Raw genomic sequence first — 17,061 nt, 5'->3', positions numbered from 1 at the left:
AGCACGTCACCGGACCCGGACGGGTCCCGCTCGACACATCACGACTCAACAGGAACGGACACGACTGATGGCGAACTACTCGCTCGCAGACATCAAGGCGCTGCGCGAGAAGACCGGTGCCGGAATGATGGACGTCAAGAAGGCGCTCGAGGAGGCGGAGGGCGACTCCGAGAAGGCTCTCGAGCTCATCCGCGTCAAGGGCCTGAAGGGCGTCGGCAAGCGTGAGGGTCGCGCGGCCTCGGACGGCCTCGTCGTCGCTCACGTCGGCCCGACGGCCGACGGTGAGGGTCAGACCGGCGTGCTGGTCGAGATCAACTCGGAGACCGACTTCGTCGCGAAGAGCCCGAACTTCGTCGCCCTCGCGGACCGCGTCCTCGCGGCCGCGGTCGCCAGCCCGGCGCGCGACGCCGACGCGCTGCTCGCGACGGACGTCGACGGCTCCAGCGTGCAGACGATCGTCGACGAGACGGCCGCCACCCTGGGTGAGCGCGTCGTCGTCCGCCGCCTGGCCCGCGTGGCCGGCGAGCACGTCGAGGTCTACCTGCACAAGGTCAGCAAGGACCTGCCCCCGCAGGTCGGCGTGCTCGTCGCGACCGACGCGGCCGGTGCGGGTGTGGCGCGGGACATCGCGACACACATCGCGGCGTTCTCGCCCACCTACCTCACGCGCGAGGAGGTCTCGGCCGACATCGTCGCGAACGAGCGCCACATCGCCGAGGAGACGGCCCGCAACGAGGGCAAGCCCGAGGCTGCGCTGCCGAAGATCATCGAGGGGCGCCTGAACGGCTTCTTCAAGGAGAACGTCCTGCTCGAGCAGGCGTTCGCCAAGGACAACAAGAAGACGGTCGCGCAGGTTCTCTCCGAGGCCGGCGGCACGCTGACGGGCTTCGTCCGTTACCGCGTGGGAGCCTGACCCCATGTGATCGACGACGGCCCCGGCCCTTGCGGGGACCGGGGCCGTCGTCGGCACCAGATCGACCCAACTCTTGTGGAGGCGCCGTGACCCAGGACCCCGAGTCGACCCGTGGGGCCGTGCCGGAGCGGCGTGTCCTGCTCAAGCTCTCCGGCGAGACGTTCGGGGGCGGTGACGTGGGCCTTGCGGCCGACGTCGTCCAGCGCGTCGCCGCGGAGATCGCGGTGGCCGTCCGGGCCGGTGTGCAGGTGGCCATCGTGGTCGGCGGGGGCAACTTCTTCCGCGGCGCCGAGCTGTCGCAGCGCGGCCTCGACCGGGCTCGCGCCGACTACATGGGCATGCTCGGCACGGTCATGAACTGCCTGGCGCTCCAGGACTTCCTCGAGCAGGCCGGGGTCAGCACCCGCGTGCAGACCGCGATCGCGATGGGCCAGGTGGCCGAGCCGTACATCCCGCTGCGCGCCATCCGGCACCTGGAGAAGGGCCGCGTCGTGATCTTCGGCGCCGGCGCGGGCATGCCGTACTTCTCGACGGACACGGTCAGCGTCCAGCGCGCCCTCGAGACGCACTGCCACGAGGTGCTCATGGGCAAGAACGGCGTGGACGGCGTGTACTCGGCGGACCCGCGCAAGGACCCCGACGCGGTGAAGCTGGACCACCTGACCTACACCGACGCGCTCGTCAACGACCTGGGTGTCATGGACGGCTCGGCGCTCAGCCTGTGCCGCGACAACGACGTGCGCATGCGCGTGTTCGGCCTCGAGGAGGCCGGCAACGTCACGCGCGCGCTGCAGGGTGAGAAGATCGGCACGCTGATCACGGCCAGCTGAGCATCAGCGCCAGCAGCCAGCACCGCCCCACTACGCATGCAGACGAAGGAGCTCCGGTGATCGACGAGACCCTCTTCGAGGCTGAAGAGAAGATGGACAAGGCCGTCGAGGTTGCCAAGGAGGACTTCTCGACGATCCGCACCGGCCGCGCCAACGCCGCGATGTTCTCCAAGGTGTTCGTCGACTACTACGGCAGCCCGACGCCCCTGCAGCAGCTCGCGTCGTTCAACGTCACCGAGGCGCGCACCATCCTCGTGTCGCCGTTCGACAAGTCGTCGACGACGGCGATCGAGAAGGCGCTGCGCGACTCGGACCTCGGGGTCAACCCGACGAACGACGGCAACGTCATCCGGATCGTCCTGCCCGCCCTGACGCAGGAGCGGCGCAAGGACTTCGTGAAGCTCGCCCGGACCAAGGCCGAGGACGCGCGCATCTCGGTGCGCAACGTGCGCCGTCGGGCCAAGGAGGAGCTGGACCGCATCGTCAAGGACGGCGAGGCCGGCGAGGACGAGGTCGGTCGTGCGGAGAAGGAGCTCGAGTCCCTGACGAAGAAGCATGTGGATCTCATCGACCACCTGCTCTCGTCCAAGGAGAACGAGCTCCTCGAGGTCTGATGAGCCAGACAGCCATCGCCGCCACCCGGACCCCTCGCCCCGGTCGTGACCTGCCGGTCGCGATCGTCGTCGGCGTCGCCATGCTCGTGGCGGTGGTCGCGTCGCTGTTCATCCGCAAGGAAGCGTTCGCCGTCGTCGCCGTGCTGGCCGTGTGCGCCGGGCTGTGGGAGCTGGCGCAGGCGTTCACGCGCCGCAACATCCACCTGCCCCTGCTCCCGCTGCTGGTCGGCGCGATCGGCATCCTCGTCTCGGCCTACACGGCCGGGCCCGAGGCGCTGTTCGTCGCCTTCATGCTGACGGTCGGCGGTGTCGTCGTCTGGCGCGTGCTCGACGGCAGCGGCCAGCCCGCCCTGCGGGACGCCACGGCCGGCGCCTTCGCGGCCGCGTACCTGCCGTTCCTCGGCGGGTTCGTCATGCTCATGCTCGCCGAGCCCGACGGGCCGTCGCGCGTGATGCTGTTCATCCTGCTGTGCGTGGCCAGCGACGTCGGCGGCTACACGGTCGGCGTGCTGCTCGGCCGGCACCCGCTCGCCCCGTCGGTGAGTCCGAAGAAGACCTGGGAGGGTCTGGCCGGCTCCATCGTGCTGGCGTGCGTGGTCGGCGTCGTCGGCATCCAGGTCGCGTTCGACGGCGAGCCGCTGGTCGGCGTGTTCCTCGGCCTGGCGACGGTGGTGACCGCGACGCTCGGCGACCTGGCCGAGTCGATGCTCAAGCGCGACCTCGAGCTCAAGGACATGGGGCGGCTGGTGCCGGGGCACGGCGGCCTCCTGGACCGGCTCGACTCCCTCGTCCTCACCGCCCCCGCCGTGTACGTCGTCCTCACGGTCCTCCAGCCCGCCTGATCGCAGTCCAACCTGAAGGGGGGTACCCGTGACCGGTACACCCGTCCGCCTCGACCTGTCCTCGCCCAGCCGGGGACCTCGCGGCAAGCCGCCCAAGCACTTCGTCGACCTCACGCCCGAGCAGCGCGTCGACGCCGTCACGGAGCTGGGGGAGAAGCCGTTCCGCGCCAAGCAGCTGGCGACCCACTACTTCACGCACCTGACCAACGACCCCGCGCAGATGACCGACCTGCCCAAGGCGACGCGCGACAAGCTGGTCGAGGGCCTGTTCCCGCAGCTGCTCACGGCGCACCGCACGCAGACGGCCGACAAGGGCACGACGGTCAAGACGCTGTGGCACCTGTTCGACGGCGCCAAGGTCGAGTCGGTCCTCATGCGCTACGCCAACCGCACCACCCTGTGCGTGTCGAGCCAGGCCGGCTGCGGGCTCGCGTGCTCGTTCTGCGCGACGGGCCAGCTCGGCCTGACCCGCAACCTGTCGACCGCGGAGATCGTGGAGCAGGTGCGCGCGGCCGCCCGGTCGCTGGCCGACGGTGAGGTGCCCGGCGGCCCGACGCGCCTGTCCAACGTCGTGTTCATGGGCATGGGCGAGCCGCTGGCCAACTACAAGTCGGTCATGGAGACGGTCCGCCGCCTGGTGGCGCCGACGCCCGACGGTCTGGGCATGTCCGCGCGCAACGTGACGGTGTCGACCGTCGGGATGGTGCCGGCCATGGACAGGCTGGCCAAGGAGGGCATCCCCGTCACCCTGGCGCTGTCCCTCCACGCGCCCGACGACGAGCTCCGCAGCGAGCTCGTCCCGGTCAACACGCGGTGGAGCGTCGACGAGGCGCTGGACTCGGCCCACCGCTACTTCGAGGTGACCGGCCGCCGGGTCTCCATCGAGTACGCGCTGATCCGGGACATCAACGACCACGCCTGGCGGGCCGACCTGCTGGGCGAGAAGCTCAACGCCCGCGGGCGCGGCTGGGTGCACTGCAACCCGATCCCGCTGAACCCGACGCCGGGTTCGAAGTGGACGGCGAGCGATCCGCGGGTCGAGCAGGAGTTCGTGGCACGCTTGCGTGCGCACGGGATCCCGACGACGATCCGGGACACCCGCGGCAGTGAGATCGACGGTGCCTGCGGGCAGCTCGCGGCAGAGGAGGACGAGTGAGCGACGGGATGTTCCGGACCGTCTCGGGCCTGAAGCAGGGGTACGACCCGGACGAGGTCGACGACTTCTTCTCGCACGCTCGGGCGGTCTACGAGCAGGGCCCCGCCGGCGGCCTGGCCAGCAAGGACGTGCGCGGCGTCGCGTTCGACATGGTCCGCGGCGGGTACGTGACGGCGGCGGTCGACGCGGCACTCGACCGGCTCGAGGCGGCGTTCGTGGCGCGGTCGCGCGCGGAGTACATCGCGACGCAGGGTCAGCAGGCGTGGATGAGCAAGCTGAGCGAGCAGGCACGCACGCTCTACGGTCGGCTCGGGCGCCCCGACGGCGACCGGTTCGCCGCACCGGACGGGCGGCACCAGGGCTACGAGCCGGCCGACGTCGACGAGCTGTGCCGGCGCCTGGTCGCCTACTTCGACAAGGGCACGCCGCTGTCGGCTGCCGAGGTGCGGTCGGCGACGTTCCGGCGGCGCAAGGGCCGCAACGCCTACGCCGAGGGACCGGTCGACGCCTTCCTGGCCCGCGCGGTCGAGGTGCTGCTCGGCGTCGAGTGAGACCCCCTGAGACGACGACGGCCGCGCTCCCGACGAGGGAGCGCGGCCGTTCTTGTCCGAGGGGTCAGCCGTCCTCACGCTTGAACGTGCGGGCGCCGAACCAGATGCCCAGCGCCGCGAGGATGATCGTCAGCACCGAACCCCACAGGGCCGTGGGGGTGCCGATCTCGCCGGCGAACTGGGCGCGGATGCCCGAGACCACGTGCTTGATCGGGTTGAGGTTGGACAGCGTGTTGAGCCACGCCGGCGCGGAGGCCGCCGTGATCGGCAGGAGGATGCCGGACAGCAGCAGCAGGGGCAGCGCGATGCCGTTCATGAGCGGGGCCAGGGCGTCCTCGCTCTTGAGCGTGAGCGCGACGGCGTAGGACGCCGAGGCGAACGCGGCGGCGAGCAGCGCGGCGGTGATGATGCCGAGCACGATGCCCCAGAACGGCGCCTCCAGCCCGAACAGGAACGCCACCGACACGAGGACCACGCCCTGCACGGCGACGACGATCACGTCGCGCAGCACGCGGCCGAGCACGAGCGCCGAGCGCGGCGCGGGGCTGACCCGCTCCGCCTCGATGACGCCGTCGCGCCACTCGCCGATGAGCCCGAAGCCGACGAACAGCGCGCCGAACATGCCGAGCTGGACCAGCAGGCCGGGCACAAACAGCTGGTACGCGTTCGTCGCACCCAGCTGGGGGGCCAGCGGCTCGAGCAGCGGGCCGAAGAGGGACAGGTAGAGCACCGGCTGCAGGAGTCCCATGACGGACCACACCGGGTTGCGCAGCGAGATGCGCATGGCGCGGCGGAACACGGTGACCGTGTCGCGGGCGAACGTGCTCCGGCCGCTCTGCTCGTCGGCGAACGTGCTGGTGGTGGCGGTCGTGGCGGTCATGCTGCTGCTCCGTCGGTGTCGCTGGTCTCGTGGCGGCTCTCGCCGTCCCGCAGGGAGCGGCCGGTAAGGGTGAGGAAGACGTCGTCGAGCGTGGGGCGGCGCAGCTCGACGCCGTCGAGATCGATGCCCTCCGCGTCGAGCGAGCGCAGCAGCCCGGCGAGCAGGGTCCGACCCTGGGGGACGCGGACCTCGACCAGCGAGCCGTCGACGGTGGGCACGTCCGCGCCGGGCAGCTGGGCGGCGATCGCGGCGATGCGGACGACGTCGGCGGGCTGCGACGCGCTCAGCAGGACCGCGTCGCCGCTCACGCGCTGCTTGAGCTCCTCCGGGGAGCCCTGGGCCACGATCTGGCCGTGGTCGATCACGAGGATCCGGTCGCACAGCGCGTCGGCCTCGTCGAGGTAGTGCGTGGTGAGGAACACGGTGCTGCCGCGCTCGTCGCGAAGCTCCCGCACGTGCGTCCAGAGGTTCGCGCGGGCCTGCGGGTCGAGGCCGGTGGTCGGCTCGTCGAGGAAGACGAGCCGCGGTGTGTGGATCAGGCCCATCGCGATGTCGAGCCGGCGGCGCTGGCCGCCGGACAGGGACGAGCACTTGCGGTCCCAGAGGCCGTCGAGCTCGAGCTGGTCGAACAGCTCGCGGCCGCGGGCGGCGGCGACGGAGCGCTCGACGCCGTACAGCAGTGCGTGGTCGATGACCTCCTCGCCGGCGCGGGCCTCGCCCGAGGTCGAGCCCGACTGGGCGACGTACCCGATGCGGCGGCGCACGGCGCCGGGGTCGCGCCGCAGGTCGGCGCCGGCGACCGTCGCCTCGCCGCGCGTGGGCCTCAGGAGCGTGGTGAGCATGCGGAGCGTCGTCGTCTTGCCGGCCCCGTTGGGGCCGAGGAACCCGACGATCTCGCCGGCCTCGACATCGAGGTCCACGCCACGCACGGCGTCGACGTCTCCTCGGCGGGTCTTGTAGGTGCGGGCCAGGCCGCGGGCATGGATCATGCGGGTCTCCTTCGGGTGGAGACCCAAGTATTCAAGATGATCTATTACTCGTCAACCTTGACTATTACGCGTCTTCCTCCGCCATGGCGACCAGCACCCCGGGGCCGACACCGGCCAGCCGGGCGACCTCGATCTGCTCGGGCGTCGGCGTCCAGAGCGGGGGCTCATCGTGGAACGCGTACGCGCCGCCGACCACCCGGTCGAGGTAGTCGCGTGCCCACTCGAGCTCGCCGCGGAACCGCGCGCTGATCAGGCGAGCGACCTCGGTCGCGGTGTCGGGGGTGTCCTTCGCCTCGAGAATCTCCTCGACCTGCGTCGCCAGCACCGCGAGGTAGTCCTCGATGAGCCCGATGCGGGTGCGGATCGACGCGACGACCTCGTCGCGGGCGAGCGCGAACGCCATGTTCACCGCGGTGAGGAAGAGCGTGGGGTCGTCCGTCGTGAGCAGGCCCGCGCGCACCAGGGCGAGGAACTCGTCCTCACCGGCGGCCGTGAGCCGGTACGTGGTGCGCGGCGGGCGGGGGCCGTCGGCAACCACGCCGACCTCCTCCAGGAGCCCCGAGCGGGTCAGCGACTTGAGCGCGTTGTAGATCGACCCCGGGTGCACGTGCGCCCACCTGTCGACCTCCCAGCTCACCAGCTCACGGCGCAGGAAGTAGCCGTGCACGGGCTGGAAGATCCGCACGCAGCCGAGCACGAGCAGGCGCGTCGCGGAGCCCTGGGGCGTCGCAGGAGCGGACATGCGGCGATCCTGCCACGGGCCATGCACGAAGATGAGCAGCGTGACACAGCGCAGCGTCGTCCTCCTCGGGTCCACCGGCTCGATCGGCACCCAGGCCGTCGACGTCATCACCCGCAACCCGGACCGGTTCTCGGTGGTCGGCCTGTCCGCGGGTGGCGGGGATGTCGCGCTGCTGGCTCGGCAGGCGCGCGAGCTGGGCGTCTCGACGGTCGCCGTCGCGGATCCGCGCGCCGAGGGTCCGCTGCGCGACGCGCTGCCGGGCATCGAGGTGCTCGTGGGTCCGGACGCGTCGAGCGAGCTGGCCGGCCGGGGCGCGGACGTGGTGCTCAACGGGGTCACCGGCTCGGTCGGGCTCGGCCCGACGCTCGCGGCCCTGCGCGCGGGCAGCACCCTCGCGCTGGCGAACAAGGAGTCGCTGGTCGTCGGCGGGCGGCTGGTGCACGCCGCGCGGCAGCGCGCGGACCAGATCGTGCCGGTGGACTCCGAGCACTCGGCGATCGCGCAGGCGCTGCGCGGCGGGACGCACCCCGAGGTCCGTCGGATCATCCTCACGGCGTCGGGCGGCCCCTTCCGCGGGTGGACGCACGACGACGTCAAGTCGGTGACCCCGCAGCAGGCGCTCGCGCACCCCACCTGGTCGATGGGCCCGGTGGTGACGATCAACTCCTCGACCCTCATGAACAAGGGCCTCGAGCTCATCGAGGCGCACCTGCTGTTCGACGTCCCGGTCGAGGACATCACCGTCGTCGTGCACCCGCAGTCGGTCGTGCACTCGATGGTCGAGTTCGTCGACGGCTCCACGCTCGCGCAGGCGTCACCGCCCGACATGCGGCTGCCGATCGCCCTCGGGCTGTCCTGGCCGGACCGCGTGGCCGACGTCGCGCCGCCCTGCGACTGGACCCGGGCGACCGCGTGGACGTTCGAGCCGCTGGACGAGCAGGTCTTCGGCGCGGTCCGGCTGGCCCGCGAGGCGGTCGCCGCCTCGGCCACGCACCCCGCCGTCTACAACGCGGCCAACGAGGAGTGCGTCGAGGCGTTCCTCACCGGCCGGATCGGCTTCCTCGACATCGTGTCGACGGTCGAGCGGGTGCTCGGCGAGCACGACGGCACCTCGCCCGACGCGCTCACCCTCGAGGCGGTGCTCGCGGCCGAGACGTGGGCGCGAGCCCGGGCGCAGGAGATCCTCGCGCGCGTGTGAATCCCCGTCAGTGCCCCAGGACCTGGTCCAGCAGGCCGGTCAGGCGGCTCGGGCGGCCGGTGCGGGCTTCTGTGCGGTCCGCCCACGCCGTGGCCCGGCGGGTCGCGGTGATGCCGGCCCACCGCAGGGGCTCGGGCTCCCAGGCGGGGGAGCGGTGGTTCACCCAGGGGAGCCGGGTGAGGGGGCTCTCGGCGCCGGTGATCAGGTCGGCGAGCGTGCGGCCGGCCAGGTTGGTCAGCGCGACGCCGTCGCCCACGTAGCCGCCGGCCCAGCCGATCCCCGTGTCGGGGTCGAGCCCGACCGAGGGGTGCCAGTCGCGGTGCACGCCCAGCGGCCCGCCCCAGTGGTGCGTGAACTCGGCCCGGTCGAGCACCGGGAACAGGTCGACCAGCTCGCGCTCGAGGTGCGCGGCGGTGGATCCCGTGCGGTCGTAGGCGGGCAGGATGGACGAGCCCAGGTGGTAGGGCGCGCCGCGCCCCCCGAAGGCGAGCCGGTCGTCGGTGGTCCGCTGGCCGTACACGATGAGGTTGCGCGCGTCCGTGAAGGTCTGCGCGCGGGCGAGCCCGATCTCGGCCCACACCTCGGGCGGCAGCGGCTCGGTGGCGACCATGTGCGAGTACACGGGGGCGACGTCGCGGCGCGACCCGGGCAGGTGGGCGCTCCAGGCTTCGGTGGCGCGCACGACCCAGCGCGCACGCACGATGCCGTGGTCGGTCACCACGGCACGCGGCGAGAGCCGCAGCGCGCGGGTCCCCTCGACCACCCGCGCGCCCCGCGAGAGCACCACGTCCAGCAGTCCGGCGACCAGCAGGGCGGGCTGGATCCGGGCACAGTCCGGCGTGAACGAGCCGCCGATGACGCCGGCGGCACGCACGTGCTCCTCGACGCCGGCGGCGTCCAGGAGGCGCGACTCGTCGTCCCAGCGGGCGTCCGTCGCGACGTCGGCCGCGACCCGCTCGAGCTGCGGCCCGTTGCGGGCCAGCGTGACCGTCCCGCCGAACGCGAAGCCGCAGTCGATCTGCTCGGCCGCGGCCACGCCGCCCACCTCGACCACCGTGTCCCGCATCGCGGCGCGCATCGCCGCCGCGGCGTCGTGCCCGTGCTGCCGGGCCAGCTCGTCGCCGGACAGCGGCAGCAGCGCCGAGCACCAGCCGCCGTTGCGGCCGCTGGCCCCGAAGCCCGCGAGCTCCGCCTCGACGATCAGCACGTCGAGGGACGGGTCAGCCTCGAGCAGGTAGTACGCGGTCCAGAGGCCGGTGAGGCCGGCACCCACCACGACGACGTCGGCCTGCGCGTCGCCGTCGAGCGGGTCGAGCGGGTCGCGGTACGGGACCTGGTCGAACCAGAGGGAACCGGGGCCGGCAGGGTTCACAGGCGGGCCCACGCCTCGGTCAGCACGCCGCGCAGGATGCCGGTGATCTCGTCGAACTCGGCCTGCCCGCACGTCAGCGGCGGGGCCAGCTGGATGACGGGGTCGCCGCGGTCGTCGGCCCGGCAGTACAGGCCCGCGTCGTACAGCGCACCGGAGAGGAACCCGCGCAGCAGCCGCTCGCTCTCGTCGTCGTCGAACGTCTCCCGCGTGACCTTGTCCTTGACCAGCTCGATACCGTAGAAGTAGCCCTCTCCGCGGACGTCACCGACGATCGGGAGGTCCAGCAGCCCCTCCAGCGTGCGCCGGAAGGCCGGTGCGTTCTCCTTCACGTGGGCGTTGAGGCCCTCGCGCTCGAACAGGTCGAGGTTCGCGTTGGCGACGGCGGCCGAGACAGGGTGGCCGCCGAACGTGTATCCGTGCGCGAACGACGCGTTGCCCTTCGCGAAGGGCTCGAAGAGCCGCTCGGAGGCGATGAGCGCGCCGATGGGGGAGTAGCCCGAGGTCAGGCCCTTGGCGCACGTGATCATGTCCGGTACGTAGCCGAAGTCGTCGCACGCGAACATCGAGCCGATGCGGCCGAACGCGCAGATGACCTCGTCGGAGACCAGCAGGACGTCGTACTGGTCGCAGATCTCGCGCACGCGCTCGAAGTACCCCGGCGGTGGCGGGAAGCACCCGCCCGCGTTCTGCACCGGCTCGAGGAAGACGGCCGCTACGGAGTCGGGGCCCTCCATCTCGATGGCCTCGCCGATGCGGTCGGCGGCCCAGCGACCGAACGCCTTCGGGTCGCCGCGCAGGTGCTCGGGGGCGCGGTACTCGTTGGTGTTGGGCACCTTGTGCGCGCCCGGGACCAGCGGCTCGAACTGCTCCTTGAGTGCCGGCAGACCCGTGATCGACAGGGCGCCGTGCGGCGTGCCGTGGTAGGCGATCGACCGCGAGATCACCTTGTACTTGTTGGGCTTGCCGGTGAGCTTGAAGTAGTTCTTGGCCAGCTTCCACGCGGTCTCGACGGCCTCCCCGCCGCCGGTGGTGAAGAAGACCCGGTTGAGGTCGCCCGGCGCGTACCCGGCGAGGCGCTCGGCGAGGTCGATGGCCTGCGGGTGGGCGTAGGACCACAGCGGGAAGAAGGCGAGCTGCTCGGCCTGGACGCGCGCCGCCTCGGCCAGCTCGGCGCGGCCGTGCCCCGCCTGCACGACGAACAGGCCGGAGAGCCCGTCGATGTACTGGCGGCCCTGGTCGTCCCAGATGTGGTGGCCCTGGCCGCGCACGATCGTCGGGACGCCGTGGTCCCAGGCGCTCTGCCGCGTGAAGTGGCCCCAAAGGTGGGACCTGGCGGCCTCCGAGCGATCGGTGCCTCGCGGAGTCGTGGTCATCGGGTCCCCCAGTTGTAGAGCTGCTTGCGCAGCCGCAGGTACACGAACGTCTCGGTGGTCCGGACGCCGGGGAGCGTGCGGATCTTCTGGTTGAGGACCTCGAGCAGGTGGTCGTCGTCCTCGCACACGATCTCGCACAGCACGTCGAAGCCCCCGGCGGTGATGACGACGTAGTCGACCTCGGGCAGCGCCGCCAGGGCATCGGCGACCAGCGACAGGTCGCCCTCGCACTTCAGCCCGATCATCGCCTGACGCGTGAACCCGACCTGCAGAGGGTCGGTGACGGCGACGATCTGCATGACGCCCGAGTCCGTGAGCCGCTGCACGCGCTGCCGGACGGCCGCCTCGGACAGCCCGATGGCCTTGCCGATGGCGGCGTACGGGCGCCGCCCGTCCTCCTGGAGCTGTTCGACGATGGCCTTGGAGACGTCGTCGAGTGCCGGGTGCCCCGGTGCTGGTCTGCGTGTGCCCACCCGCCGATGGTGGTCGGCCCGGCGGCTCAATGCAAGGAATCCGTTGCGACAGGCCGTGTGAACTTCTGATTTCGGCGTTCGACGCCCTCCGATCGGCCGAATGGCTCGGCGAGGGCTCCCGTGCGGACCGGTTGCGGCGTAGCGTGCGGGCCACCGACTGTGAGGAGACTCCCGTGAGCCAGGCCACCGACCAGACGCTCGACCTGCGGAACGTGATCGGTGGCGCGCAGCGCCCCGCCGCCGACGGCCGCACGACTGCCGTCATCGACCCCTCGACCGGGCTGGAGTACGCCCGGGCACCCCTGTCGGGGGCCGAGGACGTCGACGCCGCGTACGGCGCGGCCTCGGAGGCGTTCACGACGTGGGGCCGGACCACCCCGGCCGAACGCCAGCTCGCGCTGCTCCGGCTGGCTGACGCCGTGGAGGCGCGGGCCGACGAGTTCGTCGCGGTCGAGTCGCGCAACACCGGAAAGCCGCTGCACCTCACCGCCACGGACGAGGTCCCGCCGTGCGTGGACCAGCTGCGGTTCTTCGCCGGGGCCGCGCGCGTGCTCGACGGGCTCAGCGCCGGCGAGTACATGGCCGGCCACACCTCCTGGGTGCGACGGGAGCCGGTCGGCGTCGTCGGGCAGGTCACGCCGTGGAACTACCCGCTGATGATGGCGATCTGGAAGATCGCGCCGGCGCTCGCGGCCGGCAACACGGTCGTGCTCAAGCCGTCCGACACGACGCCGGCCTCGACGCTGCTGCTCGGCCAGGTCGCGGCCGAGGTGCTGCCGCCGGGCGTCCTCAACGTGATCTGCGGCGACCGGGACACGGGTCGCGCGCTCGTCTCCCACCAGCGCCCCGACATGGTCGCCATCACGGGCTCGGTCCGGGCGGGTTCGCAGGTGGCCGAGGCCGCCGCCGCGAACGTCAAGCGCGTCCACCTCGAGCTGGGCGGCAAGGCCCCCGTGATCGTGTTCGCCGACGCCGACATCGCCGCGGCCGCCGAGGGCATCGCCGGCGCCGGGTACTACAACGCCGGCCAGGACTGCACGGCCGCCACCCGCGTGCTCGTGCACGCCTCGGTCCGTGCCGACTTCGTCGCGGCCCTCGCCGAGGCGGCCGCGGGACAGCGGACGGGGAAGCCGGACGACCCGGACGTCGCGTTCGGCCCGGTGAACAACGCCCTCCAGCTGGAGCGCGTGACCGGCTTCCTGGAACGCCTGCCCGACCACGCGTCGATCGTCGCGGGCGGCCACCGCGTGGGCGACGCCGGCTACTTCGTCGAGGCCACGGTCGTCGACGGGCTGCGACAGGACGACGAGGCCGTGCAGGACGAGATCTTCGGCCCGGTCATCACGGTCCAGACGTTCACCGACGAGGACGAGGCGATCAGGCTGGCCAACGGCGTGCGCTACGGGCTCTCGAGCTCGGTGTGGACCCAGAACCACGGCCGGGCGCTGCGGATGTCCCGGGCGCTCGACTTCGGCGTGGTCTGGATCAACACCCACATCCCGTTCGTGGCCGAGATGCCGCATGGCGGCTTCAAGCACTCCGGGTACGGCAAGGACCTCTCGATGTACGGGTTCGAGGACTACACCCGGATCAAGCACGTCATGTCGGCATTTGACGCGTAAGTCGACGGATACGGGACCCGAGTGTTCCATCCGTGCAACATTTTCGTTGCGGACGGGTGCTTTCGCCACGGATTCCTTGCTGGACGGCTGTCTGTTTGCGAAGATCCACGGACTCCGCCGCTCCGGCGGCACCACCCGGCACCCTAGGAGCCTCATGAGCCGCCTCCGCCGACCGGCCCCTGCAGACCCGCGCGTGCGCGCGCTCGTCGCCCAGGCGAACCGGGCCCAGCTGTCACGGCGCTCGTTCCTCATCGGTGCGCTCGGCACGGCCGGCGCGGGGGCACTGCTGGCCGCGTGCGGGACGGGATCGCCGTCCGGGACGGCGCAGACCGCGAAGGATGTCTCGGACAGCGACAAGCTCGTGCGCTGGGCCAACTGGACGCAGTACCTCGACCAGGACGACGACGGGACCACGTACCCCACGCTCGTCGAGTTCGAGAAGCAGAGCGGCCTGAAGGTCACCTACGCCGAGGACATCGACGACAACGACGCGTTCTACGGCAAGATCTCCGGCCAGCTGAAGAACGGCCAGGACATCGGCTACGACATCATCACCCTCACCGACTGGATGGCCGCGCGGCTGATCCGCCTGGGCTACACCCAGGAGCTGGACAAGTCCCGGATCCCCCATGCCGCGAACATCCTGCCCAGCCTGGCCGACGTTGATTTCGACCCCGGCCGCGCGCACTCGCTGACCTGGCAGTCCGGCTTCGCGGGCTTCGCGTGGGACAAGGAGAAGGTGTCCGGCGGGGTGCACACGCTGAGCGACCTGTGGGCGCCGGAGCTGGCCGGCCGCGTCGAGGTCCTCTCGGAGATGCGCGACACGATGGGCATCATCATGCTCGACCAGGGCGTCGACCCGTCGGGCGACTGGAACGACGACGACTTCTACGGCGCGCTCGAGATCCTCAAGGACAAGATCGACTCCGGGCACATCCGCCAGGTCCGCGGCAACGCGTACACGCAGGACCTCGCGTCGGGCGACGCGATCGCCGTCATCGGGTGGTCGGGAGACATCACGTCCCTCAACTACGAGGCGGACGACAAGTTCGAGTTCGCCATCCCGGACTCGGGGGGCACGCTCTGGAGCGACAACATGATGGTCCCGGTCGGCTCGCCGCACCGGAGCAGCGCGGAGGACCTCATGAACTACTACTACGACCCGGCCGTCGCGGCGCAGGTCGCGGCGTGGGTCAACTACATCACCCCCGTCCAGGGTGCCCGCGAGGAGATGGAGAAGATCGACCCGAGCCTCGCGGAGAACCCGTACATCTTCCCGACCGAGGAGATCCTCTCCAAGGTCAGCGTGTTCCGGACGCTGACGCCCGACGAGGAGGAGCGCTACAACGGCGAGTTCCTCACCGTGATCGGCGCATGACCAGCACCACGACCGATGCCGGGGCAGACGCCGCGGCGGGGGCCGGCGGTGCCGCGCTCGAGATCGTGGGCGTGACCAAGGAGTTCGGCGCGTTCGTCGCGGTCGACGACCTCACGCTCACGGTCCCCTCGGGCTCGTTCTTCGCCCTTCTCGGGCCGTCCGGCTGCGGCAAGACGACGACGCTGCGGATGGTGGCCGGGCTCGAGCAGCCCACCTCCGGCAGCGTGTCGATCGGCGGCCGGGACGTGACGGGCACGCGGGCGCACCAGCGCCCGGTCAACACGGTGTTCCAGAGCTACGCGCTGTTTCCGCACCTCACGGTAGGGGAGAACGTGGCGTTCGGGCTCAAGCGCTCGCGCGCCGACGACATCGCCCGCCGGGTCGCCGCCGGGCTCGACCTGGTCGAGCTCGGTCATCTCGCCGACCGCAAGCCCGCCCAGCTCTCCGGCGGCCAGCAGCAGCGGGTCGCCCTCGCTCGGGCGCTGGTGAACCGCCCCGCGCTGCTGCTGCTCGACGAGCCGCTCGGCGCGCTCGACCTCAAGCTGCGCCGCCAGATGCAGCTCGAGCTCAAGCGCATCCAGACGGAGGTCGGGCTCACGTTCGTGCACGTCACGCACGACCAGGAGGAGGCCATGACGATGGCCGACACGGTGGCGGTGATGAACCACGGCCGGATCGAGCAGATGGGCTCGCCGGCCGACCTCTACGAGCTGCCGCGCACCGCGTTCGTCGCCAACTTCCTCGGCCAGTCGAACCTCGCAGCCGGCACGGTGACCGAGCGGCTGGCCACGCGCGGCCTGCTGGGTGTGGACGTCGGGGGCACGAGGGTGCTGGTGCCGGAGTCGCGCGCCGTGCGGACCGACGGCGCCGTGCTCGTCGGCGCGCGGCCCGAGAAGATGCGGCTGCTCGTCGGCGACCAGGCGGCCGGCCAGAACGAGAACGTGCTCGGCCCCGGGACGGTCACCGACGTCTCGTTCATGGGCGTGAGCACGCAGTACCAGGTGGAGGTCCCGGGCCTCGGCACCTTCGGGGTCTTCGCGCAGAACCTGCTGGGCGGCGCGACCGTCGCCGTCGGCGCGTCGGTGCGGCTGGCCTGGGCGGTGGACTTCACGTTCGGGCTGGACGGCGCGCAGGCTGCCGACGAGGGCACCGTCGACCTGGACGACGAGCTGTGAGCATCGCCGCCGCTCTCGGGGACAGCGTCGCGAGCGGCCCGGACGGACCACCGCCGCGTCGCAGGGCCCAGCGCGCCCACCTCGTCCTGCTCGGCCCCGGGCTGCTCTACCTGGTGCTCTTGTTCGTCGTGCCGGTCGGTGCGCTGCTCGCGACGTCGCTGTACGTCCCGGTGCCCGGCGGCGACGTGGGCCAGTACCAGCCGGCCTTCCACTGGCAGAACTACGTCGACGCGATCTCCCAGTTCTGGCCGACGATCGTGCGCTCGTTCTGGTTCGCGCTGCTGGCCACGGGTGCCGCGCTGGTGATCGGCTACCCGATGGCGTACGTCATCGCGGTCCGGGCGCGCGGGCGCAAGCTGCTCCAGGGCCTCCTGCTCGTGCTCGTCGTCGCGCCGTTCTTCACCAGCTTCATCCTGCGGACCATCGCGTGGAAGCAGATCCTCGCCGACGACTCGCTCGTGGTCGCGGTCCTGCACTGGCTGCACCTGCTGCCGCCGGACGCCCGGCTCACGGCGACGCCGTTCGCGGTGGTCTGCGGCCTGACGTACAACTTCCTGCCCTTCATGGTGCTGCCGATCTTCGCGGCCCTGGAGCGGCTGGACTCCCGGCTCCTCGAGGCGGGCGCGGACCTCTACGCCTCGCCGACGACCACGTTCCGCACGGTGACGTGGCCCCTGTCGATGCCCGGCGTCGTCGCGGGCACGCTGCTGACGTTCATCCCCGCCGCGGGCGACTACGTCAACGCGTCGCTGCTGGGCAACAACACCAACACGACGATGGTCGGCCAGGTCATCGACGCGCGGTTCTTCAAGGTGCTCGACTACCCGACCGCGGCGTCGCTGTCCGTCATCCTCATGGTGGCGATCCTGCTGCTGGTGGGGGCGTACATCCGACGGGCCGGCACCGAGGACCTGCTGTGACGGCGGTGCTCGAGCCGGTCACGGCGACGGCGC

The 17,061-nt window shown here is 71.6% G+C and carries 17 protein-coding genes; 11 read left to right on the top strand and 6 right to left on the bottom strand.

Annotated features, from left to right (window positions below):
• Nucleotides 1-67: 67 nt before the first annotated feature.
• The 6 genes from tsf (at nt 68) to ACXJKA_RS18195 (ending at nt 4,906) form a co-directional block, all read left to right on the top strand.
• Complete coding sequence (gene tsf, locus ACXJKA_RS18220; RefSeq protein WP_456826607.1) at nt 68-913, top strand: translation elongation factor Ts; 846 nt, start codon at nt 68-70, stop codon at nt 911-913.
• Between the two features lie 86 nt (nt 914-999).
• Nucleotides 1,000-1,743, top strand: a complete 744-nt coding sequence (pyrH, locus tag ACXJKA_RS18215) for a UMP kinase (RefSeq protein WP_456826606.1) — start codon at nt 1,000-1,002, stop codon at nt 1,741-1,743.
• Between the two features lie 56 nt (nt 1,744-1,799).
• Nucleotides 1,800-2,357, top strand: coding sequence for a ribosome recycling factor (gene frr, locus ACXJKA_RS18210; RefSeq protein WP_315095924.1), 558 nt, complete (start codon nt 1,800-1,802; stop codon nt 2,355-2,357).
• Nucleotides 2,357-3,199: a phosphatidate cytidylyltransferase gene (locus ACXJKA_RS18205; RefSeq protein WP_456826605.1), complete on the top strand. Its 843-nt coding sequence runs from the start codon at nt 2,357-2,359 to the stop codon at nt 3,197-3,199. Before frr ends, ACXJKA_RS18205 begins: the two co-directional genes overlap by 1 nt.
• Before the next feature lie 28 nt (nt 3,200-3,227).
• Entirely contained in the window at nt 3,228-4,355 is a 1,128-nt protein-coding gene (rlmN, locus tag ACXJKA_RS18200) for a 23S rRNA (adenine(2503)-C(2))-methyltransferase RlmN (RefSeq protein ID WP_456826604.1), read from the top strand.
• Entirely contained in the window at nt 4,352-4,906 is a 555-nt protein-coding gene (locus ACXJKA_RS18195; RefSeq protein ID WP_456826603.1) for a DivIVA domain-containing protein, read from the top strand. Before rlmN ends, ACXJKA_RS18195 begins: the two co-directional genes overlap by 4 nt.
• A 64-nt stretch (nt 4,907-4,970) precedes the next feature.
• Here ACXJKA_RS18195 and ACXJKA_RS18190 read toward each other — a convergent pair whose 3' ends face one another.
• The 3 genes from ACXJKA_RS18190 to ACXJKA_RS18180 form a co-directional block, all read right to left on the bottom strand.
• Nucleotides 4,971-5,786 (bottom strand): ABC transporter permease, encoded by an 816-nt coding sequence (locus tag ACXJKA_RS18190; RefSeq protein ID WP_456826602.1) that lies wholly within the window; start codon nt 5,784-5,786, stop codon nt 4,971-4,973.
• On the bottom strand, nt 5,783-6,775 hold the full coding sequence (locus tag ACXJKA_RS18185; RefSeq protein ID WP_456826601.1) for an ATP-binding cassette domain-containing protein: 993 nt from the start codon (nt 6,773-6,775) through the stop codon (nt 5,783-5,785). Before ACXJKA_RS18185 ends, ACXJKA_RS18190 begins: the two co-directional genes overlap by 4 nt.
• A gap of 64 nt (nt 6,776-6,839) precedes the next feature.
• A complete protein-coding gene (locus tag ACXJKA_RS18180) occupies nt 6,840-7,517 on the bottom strand; it encodes a PadR family transcriptional regulator (RefSeq protein WP_456826600.1) in 678 nt (225 codons plus the stop codon).
• Between the two features lie 31 nt (nt 7,518-7,548).
• On the opposite strand from ACXJKA_RS18180, the gene dxr reads away from it, so the two are divergent.
• Nucleotides 7,549-8,715, top strand: coding sequence for a 1-deoxy-D-xylulose-5-phosphate reductoisomerase (dxr, locus tag ACXJKA_RS18175; protein ID WP_456826599.1), 1,167 nt, complete (start codon nt 7,549-7,551; stop codon nt 8,713-8,715).
• A 7-nt stretch (nt 8,716-8,722) separates the two neighbouring features.
• Here dxr and ACXJKA_RS18170 read toward each other — a convergent pair whose 3' ends face one another.
• Genes ACXJKA_RS18170 through ACXJKA_RS18160 form a run of 3 tightly spaced genes read right to left on the bottom strand, consistent with a single transcriptional unit; the run spans nt 8,723 to nt 11,933 of the window.
• Nucleotides 8,723-10,099 carry an NAD(P)/FAD-dependent oxidoreductase gene (locus tag ACXJKA_RS18170; protein WP_456826598.1) on the bottom strand — a complete coding sequence of 459 codons (1,377 nt, stop codon included), beginning with the start codon at nt 10,097-10,099 and terminating at the stop codon, nt 8,723-8,725.
• Nucleotides 10,084-11,460 (bottom strand): aspartate aminotransferase family protein, encoded by a 1,377-nt coding sequence (locus tag ACXJKA_RS18165; RefSeq protein ID WP_456826597.1) that lies wholly within the window; start codon nt 11,458-11,460, stop codon nt 10,084-10,086. The genes ACXJKA_RS18170 and ACXJKA_RS18165 overlap by 16 nt, the downstream gene beginning before the upstream one ends.
• Nucleotides 11,457-11,933, bottom strand: a complete 477-nt coding sequence (locus ACXJKA_RS18160) for an Lrp/AsnC family transcriptional regulator (RefSeq protein WP_456826596.1) — start codon at nt 11,931-11,933, stop codon at nt 11,457-11,459. The genes ACXJKA_RS18165 and ACXJKA_RS18160 overlap by 4 nt, the downstream gene beginning before the upstream one ends.
• 173 nt (nt 11,934-12,106) lie before the next feature.
• Here ACXJKA_RS18160 and ACXJKA_RS18155 point away from each other — a divergent pair, with 173 nt between their 5' ends.
• The 4 genes from ACXJKA_RS18155 (at nt 12,107) to ACXJKA_RS18140 (ending at nt 17,028) form a co-directional block, all read left to right on the top strand.
• Complete coding sequence (locus tag ACXJKA_RS18155) at nt 12,107-13,555, top strand: gamma-aminobutyraldehyde dehydrogenase (RefSeq protein ID WP_456826595.1); 1,449 nt, start codon at nt 12,107-12,109, stop codon at nt 13,553-13,555.
• A gap of 154 nt (nt 13,556-13,709) precedes the next feature.
• Nucleotides 13,710-14,933, top strand: coding sequence for an ABC transporter substrate-binding protein (locus tag ACXJKA_RS18150; RefSeq protein ID WP_456826594.1), 1,224 nt, complete (start codon nt 13,710-13,712; stop codon nt 14,931-14,933).
• Nucleotides 14,930-16,108, top strand: a complete 1,179-nt coding sequence (locus ACXJKA_RS18145) for an ABC transporter ATP-binding protein (protein WP_456826593.1) — start codon at nt 14,930-14,932, stop codon at nt 16,106-16,108. The genes ACXJKA_RS18150 and ACXJKA_RS18145 overlap by 4 nt, the downstream gene beginning before the upstream one ends.
• A gap of 2 nt (nt 16,109-16,110) precedes the next feature.
• The gene (locus tag ACXJKA_RS18140; RefSeq protein ID WP_456826629.1) at nt 16,111-17,028 is read left to right on the top strand and encodes an ABC transporter permease; all 918 of its coding nucleotides are present in this window, start codon (nt 16,111-16,113) and stop codon (nt 17,026-17,028) included.
• Nucleotides 17,029-17,061: the final 33 nt, after the last annotated feature.

It is taken from the genome of Cellulomonas sp. P5_E12 (assembly GCF_054049315.1).
Note: the sequence above shows the minus strand (reverse complement) of the source record. Positions and strands in the feature narration are given on the sequence as shown.

Coding starts and splice junctions, on each gene's coding strand:
- ACXJKA_RS18185 (WP_456826601.1), bottom strand. CDS start 6,775: ATGATCCATGCCCGCGGCCTGGCCCGCACCTACAAGACCCGCCGAGGA.
- ACXJKA_RS18150 (WP_456826594.1), top strand. CDS start 13,710: ATGAGCCGCCTCCGCCGACCGGCCCCTGCAGACCCGCGCGTGCGCGCG.
- ACXJKA_RS18205 (WP_456826605.1), top strand. CDS start 2,357: ATGAGCCAGACAGCCATCGCCGCCACCCGGACCCCTCGCCCCGGTCGT.
- tsf (WP_456826607.1), top strand. CDS start 68: ATGGCGAACTACTCGCTCGCAGACATCAAGGCGCTGCGCGAGAAGACC.
- ACXJKA_RS18165 (WP_456826597.1), bottom strand. CDS start 11,460: ATGACCACGACTCCGCGAGGCACCGATCGCTCGGAGGCCGCCAGGTCC.
- ACXJKA_RS18190 (WP_456826602.1), bottom strand. CDS start 5,786: ATGACCGCCACGACCGCCACCACCAGCACGTTCGCCGACGAGCAGAGC.
- ACXJKA_RS18145 (WP_456826593.1), top strand. CDS start 14,930: ATGACCAGCACCACGACCGATGCCGGGGCAGACGCCGCGGCGGGGGCC.
- ACXJKA_RS18180 (WP_456826600.1), bottom strand. CDS start 7,517: ATGTCCGCTCCTGCGACGCCCCAGGGCTCCGCGACGCGCCTGCTCGTG.
- dxr (WP_456826599.1), top strand. CDS start 7,549: ATGAGCAGCGTGACACAGCGCAGCGTCGTCCTCCTCGGGTCCACCGGC.